We start from the raw sequence: 13,750 nt of genomic DNA on the forward strand, positions 1-13,750 counted from the left end.
CCGCCTTCTCCGGTGAAGGATTGCCTGGCCGGAGGAGCGGATATGATCTGACCCTCAGCTCCGGTCAGCCGCTGTTCGCCGAAGTTGGGGATGAAATAGGACCGTCTTCTACGGCGAAAGTTCGCTTGGCCGGAGCTGACGGTCAGACATTAAAAAAAGACAGCACACAAAAAAGAGGCACCACCCTGATCAACAGGATGGTGCCCCTTTAACGAGCTTACTTCATATTATTTTGCTGCTTGTTTACGGCGTTCTGACAAGATCGCCACGTTCTCTGCAACTTTTTCCTTAGTCAACGGATAGATGAACCATAGACATAACGCAACGCCTGTGTACCCGATAGCCGGCACGAGTGTAGCCACATCGTAGATGCTGTTAAGAACAGAAGCTTCTTGTGTTGCCGCAGCTGATGCATAACCGATAGCAGCCAGTGCGAAACCGCCCAATCCGCCAGCCAATGCTTGTCCAAGTTTTCTTGAGAAGGAGTAGACGGCGTATACTGTACCGCTATCCGCACTTCCGGTTTTGACTTCTTGGTAGTCGATGATGTCTGTGATGAATGCCCAGATAACAACGTTGAAGTAGTTCATTCCCAGACTTGCAAGAAATGCCATCGGAAGGAAGACCATTACATTATCCGTATGCATAAAGTACAGGACTGCATATACAACTGCTGAGAAGAACAACGCTACTGTCGCTGATTCTTTTTTACCAAAACGAGAAGCGATTTTATTTGCAAAAGGTGCAATCATCAGCGTACCGATAGTACCAAGGATACCGGCAACAGCCAATGTTTTGGAACTCTTGAAATAATCAGCGTACAGATATGCGTTCATCGTGTTCACCAACAGCATGGACAACAACAGGAAGATCGCTGCAGCGATGATTCCGCCTAGTGCGCGGTTTGTTGATAAGCCTTTGACAAGAACAGCCATTTCTTTACCGAAAGATTGTTTTTCAATTGCCGGTTTTTGCGGAATCTGTACACGTTCGATCGTGAAGTGATAGCAGAACTGATATAGCGCGAAAGCAAGCACTGCAAAGATTGCAGCAATGATCGTGAAGCGTTCCGGAATGACTACTTGTGCACCGTTCGCATCAGTCGTATAGACGAACAAAGGAACAAAGAATGAGATGAAGATGCTGGCAATGCTGGCTCCCATGCTGCGGAATACAGAAAGTGATGCACGGTCTTCAGGTTTCTCACTGATTACGGATGCCATCGATCCATAAGGAATGTTGATCGCTGTGTAGCAGATGCTTCCCCAGAACAGATACGTAACAAAAATGTAGACGATTTTTGCAGTCATAGACCAGTTTTGAACGACTGATAAGAACATCAGGAAACCGGCGATAACAGCGAATGGTGCTACACGTTTGATCCAAACACGGAAGCGGCCGTCTTTCGAAGGCTTCAGGGTATCAACGAGACGTCCCATACCCATATCGGTAAAAGCATCAATAATTCGTGCTGACAAGAACAACGTACCGACAACTGCTCCGCTGATTCCTAATACTTTTGTATAGAACAACATCAAGAAAGAACTTGAGAAAATGAAGAACAAGTCATTTGCCATATCCCCCGCCATATAGGCTATTTTATCCAGTAATCCGAATTCCCTTACATTTTTTTTGTCATCGGTTACATTTTGTACTTTATTTGCGCTTGCGTGTTGCATTTCATGACCCCTTTTCTTATATTGATAAATCGACGCCGAACCAGTTGATAAAATGGATAGAAACAATATCACATTGCGATACTCGGTTGCGATTAAAAAACGATAAACGTTTTCAAATGAAACGACGTAACATTTACACACAAAATATACCACGCATTTTTTGCGCATACAACGGATTTATTATTAACAATTTGTGAACGTTTTTCACGATATCTGTCCTGTTCTTGATCCACCAATTATGTAAACGATACCAAAAAGACCAGCTATCCATATGTTACTGTGGATAGTTGGTCTGAAAATTAATGCTGTATTTTGACCTTCGTCACAATTGTTTCATTCCCCATCACCAGCACGTTCGTCAACACAAAGGCCAGGATGAAGGTAGCGATGCCGATCACAACATACATCGTCAATTGGTACGGATCGTAAATATACATCAGCGGCGACAACAACACCGCCAATCCGTAACTGTTCGCCTGGATCCCTAGCAGCGAAAGGGCCATGCCTCCCAGAGCGGAACTCGCCAACATCACGCCGATCGCCTTCATACCGGTGCGCATCACGACCCCGAACAGCGCCGGTTCGCTGATGCCCAGCATCTGGGTAACGGTCGCGGAAATGCCGGCCGTTTTTACGGCGGCGCTGTTTGTCCGCAAAGCAATCGCCAGACACACGGCAGCGTTCGCGAAGCCGTACATCGCGCAAACTGTGATCAGCGGGTTGAATCCGGTTGAAGCGATCAGCGACGTTTCGATCATGATGAACATGTGGTGCATTCCGGTCATGACCGCTATCGGATAGAGGAAACCGATGATCAGGCCGCCGATACCAAACGGCAAATGCAGGAACATCTCGATCAGTTTGACAGCCTGAGCTTCAAACCCGTGCACCAAGGGGCCGAGCACAAACAGCGCGATGAATACGGAAACCAGGATGACCACAAACGGCGTGAAAATTAGGTCCATCGCGTTCGGCATCACCTTACGCAGCTTCTTCTCCAGATTGGCGCCGATGATCCCGGTGATCAAGGCAGTCAAAATGGAGCCTTGGTAACCGACCAATGGAATGACACCGAAAGCCATAATCGGTTCAGCAGTTCCGCCCGCTACGGCATAAGCATTCGGCAAGGCCGGCGAAACCAGCATCAAACCGATTAGGAAGCCGATGATAGGCAAACCGCCGACTTTTTTGAACGCCGACCAACAGATAAAGGCGGTCAGGAAACCGAAGGCTGTGTCCGTCAACACGGTCACGCTGGCGCTCAGCCAAGTTGGTATGGCATCAGGCGTAAGCCCCATCGCGCCCAGTACGGTTTCATTGAAAAGCACGCCCTTCAGTCCCAGGAACAGTCCGGTTGCGCCCAGAATCGGGATGATCGGGACAAAGATATCCGCAATATTGCGGACTCCCCGCTGCAATGCCGATGATTCATCCCTCGCGATCTCGTCTTTGGAAGCTTCGCCGAAGGAATATAGCGCTTGCAATTCAGCGTATACTTTATTGACGATGCCGGCTCCGAGGATGATCTGATACTGGCCGGCGTTATAGAAAACGCCTTTGACTTCTTCCACTTCCTCCACCTGATCGTCATCGATCGCTTTGCGGTCCTTCACCTGCAGACGCAAACGCGTCGCGCAGTGGGTAGCGGAGACGATATTATCGTCCCCCACTATCGCTACTATTTTTTTGGCAATCTCCTGGTAATTCGGCAATTTAGACATGTTCTTCATCCTTTCTGATCACGATGGTTTGGTATGGTTTTAAAGTCGATTGCGTTCCGGATTGTTCGATGTTTTCGTAGTTGTTCAATAAAACTTCTCCGGAAACCTTCTCTACTGCGGTTTCCTGATTGCTCATGTTCACAAAAATCTGGATGACCTCATCCCCGATGCGCTCATAGCCGATTACATCATCAGGCGTCTCCAACGACCTGAATGCTCCATAGATCAGCGTATTCTTATACACAGAATGGTCTCTGAGCTGGATCATCTGTTTATAGAAGCTGAAGATGGAATCCGGATCGTTCACTTGATCCGCAGCGTTGACTTCTTCGTGATCGCCGACTAGTTTGAGCCAAGGTTCTGTTCCCTCATTGAAACCGGCATTTTTCGTGGCATCCCATTGGAAAGGCGTGCGCCCGTTGTCGCGGGAGCGTTGGTTCACAAAAGCAAGCGATTCTTCCGCGGTGAAGCCCTCCAGCACCGCGCGCGGATAGTTATCCAGGCTGGACACATCATTGAAGTCAGTGATCGAATCCCGTTTGAAATTCTTCATGCCGATTTCTTGACCCTGATAAATGTATGGCGTCCCCCGCAAAAAGAAGTAGAGGGTTCCCAAGGCTTTCGCGCCGATTTGGTTCTGATAGGCTTCATCCTTGATGTATTTAGAAAGGGACCGCGGCTGATCGTGGTTTTCCAGGAAGTTCGCTCCCCAGCCGGCTTTTTGGACAGCTTTTTGGCTTTCGAAAATCAGTTCCTTCAGTTCCTTCGTCTTCCAGTCGGTCTTGCGGAACCATTCGCTGCCGTTCTCCACATCGATATCCGCATAATGGAAATCGAAGATCATGTTGAAATAGCCGCCTTCCCCGATGTATTGGTCAAATTCATCATAAGTCACACCGGGCGCTTCGCCAACAGAAACGCATGGATAGTTGTTGAAAGTTTTCCGGTTCAGTTCCGCCAAGAAGTCGGCGATTCCCGGACGGTTCCTGCCTTTGTGCTTCACGCTGGCCAAACCATCTGCGCCATCGGCTGGCATATCGCTGTAATCCTGATCCTTTTTGATGAAGGTGATGGAGTCGATGCGGAAGCCGGCAATGCCTTTCTCCAACCACCAATTGATCATCGCGTAGATTTCCTCGCGCAAGGCTGGATTTTCCCAGTTCAAGTCCGGCTGTCTTTTGTCGAAGGTATGGAAGTAATACAGGTTTTCATCTTCCGGAACCTTTTCCCAAACGCTGCCGCCGAAAATGGACCGCCAGTTGTTCGGCGGGTTTCCGTTCTTGCCTTCTTTGAAGATATAATAGTCCCGGTATTCGCTTGCCGGATTGCGCAAAGCCTGCTTGAACCAGTCATGTTCATCTGAGGAGTGGTTCACGACCAGATCCAGGATGATGCTGATGTTCCGCTTTTTGGCTTCATCCAACAATTCCTCAAAATCAGCCATCGAACCGAACTCGGGCTGGATCCCCTGGTAATCGGAAATGTCGTAGCCGTTGTCGACCATCGGTGAAGTGAAGATCGGGCAGATCCACAGCATCGTAATCCCCAATTCCTCCAGATAAGCCAATTTCTTTGTGATTCCTTTGATGTCCCCGCTGCCGTCGTTGTCGCTGTCATAAAAGCTCTTCGGATAAACCTGATAGACGACATCTTCTTTCCACCACTGCTTTTGTTCCATGCGTTCACTGCCCTTTCTTTCCTTGGTTGCGTTATTCATGCTGACTCCTCCGTTTATGGTATCGATACCACATTTTTGTTTTTTGAGAACCCGCCTAAGCGGATTCCCGTTTGATCAATTCTAATTTCAGTTCTTTCGTATCTATCTGATAAGCAGTCTCTTCGATCTGCGCTACCAACACCTTCGTGGCTTCTCTTCCCAATGCATCGACCGGTTGCGCAATCGTCGTCAACTTGACCGCAAGCATCGCCGTGAACGGCTGATTGTCGAAGCCCATGATCGCCAAATCTTCGGGAACTTTCTTCCCTGCCTCCAGGAACTTCTGCAGAATGCCGCTGGCCACTTCATCGCTGCCTGTAAAGATCGCATCCGGGCGGTTGCTTGCCGGCAAGCTCAAAATGTTCTCGGCAATCTGATGGCCATCCGCGATGGTATGGACCTCCTTGAAGATCCAATCTTTCTTCATCGGAAGTCGACTTTCCAAAAGCGCCCTCTCGAATCCCGCTGTCCGGGCATTTCCGTGGCCGCCCTTTGTCAGGCTGCCGCCCGTGCAGTAGGCGATTTTTTTGTAGCCTTTCCCGATCAGGTAGTTTGTGGCTTCAAAAGTTGCCTGCTCCTGATCCGTATAGACTTGCGGAATCGTCGAACCTGGGATCCTTTCGTTGCAGAAAACGATGGGTCCGTACTCTTGATACGTTTCGATCACATCGGGATTGCCTTCTACTGAGCACATGATCAAACCTGTGATCACCTGCTGTTTCAGCATTTCCAGCATCTTCAGCTCGGCCGCCGGATCATCGTAGGTCTGCATGACCAACACGTTGTAGCCCAAATGCTTGCTGTTCTTCTCGATCGAATCCACCAGGTAGGAGAAGAATGGATTCGTTATGCGCGAAACCAGGATCCCGATCATGGTGCCTTTTTTGGAGCGCAGTTGTGTCGCCACCATGCTGGGCGAATAGTTCAATTCATCCATCGCGGCTTTGATGCGTTTCTTCTTCTCATCGGAAATATAAGGATGATCGTTCAGATACCGGGATACTGTTGAAACAGACAGCCCGGCCTTTTTCGCAACGTCCTTGATCGTCGCCATGCGAATCACTCCTTTCATGTTTGTGGTATCGATTTCATAAACAGAGTATAATGGAACCGATTCCGAAAGTCAACTGCGATTTTGGAATTTTTTTGTTTTTATGCTGTAGGCTCCAAAAAGAGGAACGGGAGCAGTCCAGAGATGCTCCCGTTCCTCTTTTGCAATTTTAGTCAAAAATCGATTAGATATCTTGCATCTGCAAGTCCAATTAAAGGTCAATCACATCGCCGCCGCCACACCATAAATCTTGGCAATCACGTAGCTGGCATTGTTGGATTCCAGGAAGACCTACCCAAGTCCTTTTCATTCCACAATACAACGGATACCCTTCAACGACCACCATCATCCCGATTATTGCCCATTGTGTCTACATTGTTTCCTCTTTCCAAAATCGCAACGCAAACCGACACGACATTATCACCTCCTGCTCATCGAATGAAACATCCATATCCAAATTCCTTCCGAAATAAAATCCTCCACCAATAAGTTAGAACCGTCCCCATGAAAGTTCCTTCCCGTTTTTTTGCAGAACCGAGAAGTTTATAAGATTACCTTTACTATGGGCCCATCAGCTGTTTCATGCACTTTTGTGGAACTGCACCCAACTTCTTTTAGCCCTAAATTAGTTCTTATTTTACATAGAAATACGCCCTATCTGAAATATTTAACACTCCAGTGATGTTTTAGTATCAGGAGCAATTAATAACTTGAAATTACAAAAGGCTCCTTCGTGATATAATCAATACAAATCAGATATTGTTATTTGAAGGTGGAATGACTTATGAAACATAAAAAGTTAAAGACTATACCAGAAACTTCTAAAAGAATGGCAAATGTTCATCTGAAAGGTGGAAAAGCTGAGATCCTGCTTGCAAAATCACTATGGAATAATGGAGTACGCTACCGTAAAAATTATAAGATACTGCCTGGTTCTCCTGATATTGCTATCACCAAATATAAAATCGCCATTTTTGTTGATGGTGAGTTCTGGCGTGGCGAAAATTGGGGTTATCGAAAAAAACGACTCAATAGAAATCGTTATTATTGGATTGAAAAGATAGAAGAGAACATAGCACGTGATAAAAGAAATGATTTACTTCTACTTAATCTAGGATGGACTCCTCTACACTTTTGGGAAAAACAGGTCATCAAACAGCTTGATGATTGCATAGCTATAATCATGAATGAAATCTATAAATAGACCGCTAATCTAAAACAATTCAGTTATTTATCAAAGAAGTTGATTACTCAAAAAATTCTTGCACTTGATAATACATATAATCTCGGTTCAACCACCATGCTTGTTTTGTCATGTACTCATCTGATAATTCATTGACAACCATTTCGGCTGGTTTTCTCCCTTCCTCCCAATCAGTGGACTCAGGCCGATTTATCCAATTAGACTTAGCTGGCAATTTCATGGCGTAGCGAGGATCGTCATAATAGCATGCAACTTTAGCAGAAGGGCGAACATGCAATATTTCTCCTGAAGACATCCCTGGTAAGTCATTGGTCACTTCATACAATTTACCAGTTTTTGTGGGTTTATTTAGTTTTTTATATTCTAATCGAACACCCTTCATGAGTTTATCTCTTGCCTCTTCCCAAGTCTGCTTTATCTCACCTTCTAAATCATCGTATGGGACATGCCAAAATTTTGCACCTCTGAAATAGACGCCCTCTGTTGTCCTTTCAAAAATGACTAACAAAAATTGATAAGATGAGAGGTATTCCCTTAAAGAAGATTCCTCCCATTTCTCATTATATAATTTCGCAGGATCAATCACGCTTTGTCCTGGAATAATGATTTTAAAACCCTCAGTTGTCTTTTTATTAGCGGCATCGACAGTAACGATTTTCACAGATATATCTGCTTTTTTGAATTCTTCGGTGTCTTCTATATCGCCCTGCAGATTCAACATTTTTTTGGCCAATACTGCTGAACTAGCTTTATCATCCTTTTTCGGGATATCGACACCCAATTTTTTGGCCAAGTCCACCTTAGTCTTCCCGATGTGGGGCTTGAATTTTTCTAAAACGATGTCTTCAAATAATTTAACTTCTAGCTCATCGATATCTTCAATAATTTTTTCTTCACAATAGTGTTCACCAGCCATCACTTTACGAGCAACTTCACTCATATACGCTCCTTTCAATGTAAAAGAACGTCTATGGGCTTTTTTGTCACTAAAAGGCTGCGAGGTCATATTTTTTTCTGTTTTTGAACCTTTAGTTGTTGCTCCAAGATATTTTGTCAAACTATCTGATAACTCTTCAGCTTTACCTTCTTTGATTTTGTTCACTATGATTTCCCAGTCTTGCTTAATAATCAGAATATCTTCTTTAGGTAATTTTTTTAAATCGAAAAGAGTTGCAGCTGTTATAAAGAATTCTGGACCTATTTTTCCCTTTATATATTCATAATATATAAGCTCAATCAGATTTGCTTTCTCAATGAATGATGAACGCTCGAAGTCTCTCTTATATTCATCCTTAAAATCGAAAATATTTAAAACTAGACGTTCTTTGGCACTCCATCCATTTCTGGTATTTCTTATTGGAGTAACTTTTATCTCTAACCCAAGATACGGTATGTCCGCTTCATGTCTTGAATTATTTGGAATACCGAACCAATCTCTTTCGATAGCATTCCCTATCCAGCCTTTATTGTCAGGCTTGTCAAAATACTTTTGAAGTGTCGTCTCTGTGACTAAACTTTTGACTAGTTTTCCAATTGCATCCTGTGCATGACTATGAACTTCCTCTACTGAACTCCATTTTTTTTCTTCCATACATGAGCCTCCCAAAAAAGTTTGCAGTTCTTACTCTCATAAATTGAATTGAATTGAATTGAATAGCGGATTATATATTGTAGATAATGTTATAATCATCACTATGATTATAACATTTTAAGAATTCGATCTTGATCTTTTTTAGATTTTGGTGTATAATATCGATAGCAAATCGAAAGGATGTTCTCTTAATGACAAAAAAATTAAAAGTCTTGGAACTTTTCGCTGGCGTTGGGGGCTTCAGAGTTGGTTTAGAAAATGCTGATTCCAATGTTTTTGAAACAAAGTGGGCAAACCAATGGGAGCCTTCTAGAAAAACTCAAGATGCTTTTGAAGTATATGATTATCACTTCCCGAATAGCATAAATATTAATGAAAATATTGAAGAAATTCCTAATGAAGTCTTTGAAAAAATGGACGCAGATATCATAGTGGGAGGATTTCCTTGCCAAGACTATTCTGTTGCTCGAAGCAAGAAACATGAAATGGGACTTGAAGGTAAGAAAGGGGTTTTATTTTGGGAAATTATCCGAGCGACTAACCATATCAGACCCAAATATCTTATTTTAGAGAACGTTGATCGCTTGTTAAAATCCCCCTCTAAGCAGAGAGGGCGAGACTTTGCTATTATGCTGGCCTCTTTCAATGAACTTGGCTATTCTGTGGAATGGCGTGTTATTAATGCAGCCGAGTACGGAAGAAGCCAGAGAAGGCGTAGAGTATTCTTCTTTGTTTACCGGAATGACACTGATTTTGCTCACAATATTGATAATAAGTTCGAGTCGAATGAGCCAAATATCTTATTTGATGAGCATTTATATGATGACTATATTTTCAATAAGGGGCTTTTTGCGAGACAATTTCCTGTTCAAAAAAAACCCTATAAGAATCGTCAAGCATCCCATGAACTGTCTGATGACATAGTTGAAGTATCTGATAATTTTACGGGAACTGTTTGGAATACTGGAATAATGCGACATGGAAGATACTTTACTATTGATACAGAACCTACCGGTGATGAGAAACCTATAACTCTAGGTGAAATAATTCAAGCTGAAAATGAAATAGATGACAAATACTTTCTAACAGACCTCAGTAGAATTAAAAAATTTGAATACTTACGTGGTCCTAAAAAAATTGAAAGAACCTCTATAGAAGGCCATACATATACATTTTCTGAAGGTAGTATGTCCCCATTTGACGATTTATCTATGCCAGGAAGAACTATGTTGACTTCTGAAGGATCTATCAACCGTTCAACCCATTTATTGAAGATAAATGGGCGTTATCGATTAATAACACCTATAGAGGCTGAAAGACTTCAGGATTTCCCAGATGACTGGACGAAGTACAAAAAAATATCTACTGGAGAAGTAGTAGATGTTTCTGATCGTATGCGTATGTTCTTTATGGGAAATGCACTTGTTACTGAGATAGTGAGAAGAATTGGAGAAGAGCTAATACAAATAAATCTAGGACATAATTAGATAAAGTTAATAAAAAAAGGTTCCAATCACCAAATCGGGTGATTGGAACCTTTTTTGTGGTAAAGTGCATATTCTGAACATCCGCCACAGGAAACCCTTGGACGGCTTATTTTGATGTTACAGTTAATGAGCGTAAATCCTGATTGAAATCTGACTGAATTATACCTTACCGGAAATTTATAATGAAGATTTCGGAAAATGCCGGTAATATAAATGCCTTAAGAGATTTTAATCAATCCATCACGTTTGTTATAAATAATTTCGTATAAATGAAGCAAGAATCTAATTTTTTCAATATTTTTGTTATTATTGTAACAATAATAACAAAAATACTGAATGCATTTCTAAATAAAAAATCAATGCCACTCATGTGGAAATGGACGATTGGGATTTCTAATCAAAAAAATTATCTTTTTCTTTAAGTTCTTTAAGTCTAATCTGTACTTATCTAATTGATTTTCATAAATAATAATTTGTTCATTCAAAGCAGATTTTATATAGAAACCATTCTTAATATCATATCCTTCTAACGTATGAGCTAATAAATTTCTATATTCAATTAGTTCAGACCAATCCTCATATATTTTTTTACTTCGTTTTAAATAAGCAGGAGTAGTTGATTTTTTTAACCGATAAAACAAATCCTTATATGTTTTATTTTCATCAAAGCATGAATACTTTTCTCTTAATAGTAGTTCTAATTCAGCATGTTCACACATATATAAACCTCTAATGGCATTTAATTCATCCCAACGACTAAGACTAATATCAACAGCTTTGGAAAATTCTTGTTTTATCATTTGAGGGGAGCTATTTGCTAAGGAAATAAATGTAAAATTACAAAATAATTCAATGTTATTTTCTTTTAACTTATCAATAACACCATTACGAATTTCATTATATTCATTTTTAGAGTACAAAATAAAAAACTGCTTATATAGACCTTTTCTTCTTATTTCTAGCAAATATTCTAACCCAGTTTCACCAACACCTAAATTATAATCAGAAATAAAGAAATCCACACGTCTTTCTGGATCTGACAACATTTGTTTAGCAGTTTCAAGTTCACTTATTTCTTCAATATTACTATCGTAACCTTTCTTTTCAATTATTTCTCTAACTGATTTAATCTTGCTGGTATGTTCTCTATTCTTTAGGTTATCTTCTAGCCAAATAATTTCTACTTTCCCTCTCATTTGTGCGCCCCCAGTTTAATTGTAAAGTCCGCAATACTCTTTTGAGACCTAGCAGAAATTGTCCAGCCAAAATCTTCGCAAATTTCCTTGGATAAATACATTCCTATCCCTGTACCATTCTTCTTACTACTAACTCCCAAATTAAAAATATTATCTATTGGTGTAATTTCAATTGGCCCGGTATCAGAAATGACGTGAAATTCGTTTTGAGCATCTGAAAATATCACTTCAATAAAACTAGCTTCTCTTTCAACAGCATTAGATACTAAATTATCCAGTAATACTCCTAATTCAAAAATCTCCACTTTAGCTAAATAGGAACTACTAGTAATTGCAATTTTTATATGGGTTCTTGATAAATGAATATTTTCGAAATAGCTTCTAAGATAACCTTTTAAATCAATATTTTGTTTGCCTATGATATCATAATCATTTAGCTTCAAAAACTGTTGTTTTATTGTTGTTAATTTATCTGAACTTTTTTTCAAATCCGCCAAATAAGGAGCAATGCGAGTATATTCTTCAGTCCTAAAGAAATCTTCAGCCATATCGTCAATGACATAATCAATTTGATTACTAACTCCCGTTAGTTCATGAACTAATAAAGTTTGTCTTGTAGGATCACTTTCATTCAGTAAAATATCTTTCATTTTGTTTTGTGTACTTAAACTCATGTTTTCGTCTTTTAGACTTCTGTTCTCTACATTTAATCGCTGTGAATGCTCTTCCGCTGATTTCCTTGCCTTTCTCTCTTCTTCTTTAGCCTTCTGCTCTCTTTGTTTAGCTGCTTTTTGATTCTCTAATTCTTGTTCATATATAGCATCTGCTTCTCCTTTTATTACTTGCCTAATATTAATTCGTTCCCTAATAAGTTTATTAACAATAATTTTTAGAATGTCAATTAAAAGTTGAACTCTTTCATCATCCTTAGACAATCCTTCTCGGCTAGTCGTGGAAATATCTGGTAATCTATCATCATCTAAAACATCAAAAGATATTTCGCCCTCTATATAGTTTGAAAAAGCCTGATTATTATTCAAATATTCCAGGAAGTTCTCCACAGCTAGTTTATCCCTTACATAGAGCTTTAATCTGTTTGGGCTATAGACCTCATTTTTCATAAAACGAGTATCATTTAATCGAGCTTCATCAGAATTAATGGTAGCATGGATACCAATCCAACCCTTCAGCTCATATGGAACTTTTACCTCTCCCCCATCTAAGCCTATAAATTCTTTTTTCCCTTTAATTGCAAAATTCGATGATATAGTTTCCGGAGTCAAAAGAATCACATTTCGCTTTTTATCATCTAACTCTACTATCCCACTATTTTTAATAGGTATAGCCGCACTCAACTCTTTGCTTTTTAAATTTTTCTCACTTTCAAAAAAAGCGTAGAAGTTCTTAAAGGCTACTTCTTTTGTTACTATTTGAAAATCAATGGTTTCATTTGAATTTGTGACATATGCAACTTCGATTCTCGCCCCTAATTCGTCCAACAGATAATAATCGGCAATTCTCCTCTTTAATCCATCTAATTTTTTTTCAGCAAAATTGGTCATATCAACATCAGTTAATTTAATGAGTGTTCCCTGACTATAGGTATCCCAAATCTTCTGACTTTCGAGTCTTACATTCTCAACATCAATTTTATCTAATTTTGGTAAATCAGAGTCCTTGACTTCTTTTGAATCCAAAACCCAAGCGGATTCTATTCCTTTATTTTTTGTAATAATATAGTACTTTTTAGAAAGAAACAGTCCTGCTAACTTTCCAACGCCTTTTCTGCCTTTTACCTTGTCAGATATTTCGCTATCTTCTTGTCTTTTGTTTCTCCCTATTAATGCATACTTATTTGCTAAGTCAAAGTAACTCATACCGCTACCATTATCAAAAATTTCAATAGTAGATTTGTCTTTTATTGTAGAATTGATATAGATTCGAACTATCGAGGCATCAGCATCTAAACCATTCGCAACTAGTTCTGAAATAGCACTCCATTTATTTGTATACATTTGTTTCCCTAATAAGTTTAAAGCGTAATAAGAAAAATTAAAATATATTTCATTATTATTACTTTCCATTTTTCCTCCCCGTGAACAGT

At 40.6% G+C, this 13,750-nt stretch carries 9 protein-coding genes; 2 read left to right on the forward strand and 7 right to left on the reverse strand.

What is annotated here, in order from left to right:
• Positions 1-227: 227 nt before the first annotated feature.
• The 4 genes from ACKPBX_RS04120 to ACKPBX_RS04135 all read right to left on the reverse strand — a co-directional run bounded on the left by ACKPBX_RS04120 (position 228) and on the right by ACKPBX_RS04135 (position 6,171).
• Positions 228-1,679, reverse strand: coding sequence for an MFS transporter (locus ACKPBX_RS04120; RefSeq protein ID WP_319996082.1), 1,452 nt, complete (start codon positions 1,677-1,679; stop codon positions 228-230).
• Positions 1,680-1,978: 299 nt separating this feature from the next.
• Positions 1,979-3,400: a PTS transporter subunit EIIC gene (locus ACKPBX_RS04125; RefSeq protein ID WP_319996083.1), complete on the reverse strand. Its 1,422-nt coding sequence runs from the start codon at positions 3,398-3,400 to the stop codon at positions 1,979-1,981.
• A complete protein-coding gene (locus ACKPBX_RS04130; RefSeq protein ID WP_319996404.1) occupies positions 3,393-5,078 on the reverse strand; it encodes an alpha-glucosidase in 1,686 nt (561 codons plus the stop codon). Before ACKPBX_RS04130 ends, ACKPBX_RS04125 begins: the two co-directional genes overlap by 8 nt.
• A 94-nt stretch (positions 5,079-5,172) precedes the next feature.
• Entirely contained in the window at positions 5,173-6,171 is a 999-nt protein-coding gene (locus ACKPBX_RS04135) for a LacI family DNA-binding transcriptional regulator (protein ID WP_319996084.1), read from the reverse strand.
• Positions 6,172-6,952: 781 nt separating this feature from the next.
• On the opposite strand from ACKPBX_RS04135, the gene ACKPBX_RS04140 reads away from it, so the two are divergent.
• Positions 6,953-7,372: a very short patch repair endonuclease gene (locus ACKPBX_RS04140; RefSeq protein ID WP_319996085.1), complete on the forward strand. Its 420-nt coding sequence runs from the start codon at positions 6,953-6,955 to the stop codon at positions 7,370-7,372.
• Between the two features lie 43 nt (positions 7,373-7,415).
• Here the strand turns inward: ACKPBX_RS04140 and ACKPBX_RS04145 are convergent, their stop codons facing one another.
• Positions 7,416-8,963: a Sau3AI family type II restriction endonuclease gene (locus ACKPBX_RS04145; RefSeq protein WP_319996086.1), complete on the reverse strand. Its 1,548-nt coding sequence runs from the start codon at positions 8,961-8,963 to the stop codon at positions 7,416-7,418.
• A gap of 191 nt (positions 8,964-9,154) precedes the next feature.
• On the opposite strand from ACKPBX_RS04145, the gene dcm reads away from it, so the two are divergent.
• Positions 9,155-10,450, forward strand: coding sequence for a DNA (cytosine-5-)-methyltransferase (gene dcm / locus ACKPBX_RS04150; protein ID WP_319996087.1), 1,296 nt, complete (start codon positions 9,155-9,157; stop codon positions 10,448-10,450).
• 356 nt (positions 10,451-10,806) lie between these two features.
• On the opposite strand, the gene ACKPBX_RS04155 is transcribed toward dcm, so the two are convergent.
• Both ACKPBX_RS04155 and ACKPBX_RS04160 read right to left on the reverse strand, forming a co-directional pair.
• On the reverse strand, positions 10,807-11,646 hold the full coding sequence (locus tag ACKPBX_RS04155) for a hypothetical protein (protein WP_319996088.1): 840 nt from the start codon (positions 11,644-11,646) through the stop codon (positions 10,807-10,809).
• A complete protein-coding gene (locus ACKPBX_RS04160; protein WP_319996089.1) occupies positions 11,643-13,730 on the reverse strand; it encodes an ATP-binding protein in 2,088 nt (695 codons plus the stop codon). Before ACKPBX_RS04160 ends, ACKPBX_RS04155 begins: the two co-directional genes overlap by 4 nt.
• Positions 13,731-13,750: the final 20 nt, after the last annotated feature.

This window comes from Trichococcus shcherbakoviae (assembly GCF_963666195.1).
Taxonomy (GTDB): Bacteria; Bacillota; Bacilli; order Lactobacillales; family Aerococcaceae; genus Trichococcus; species Trichococcus shcherbakoviae.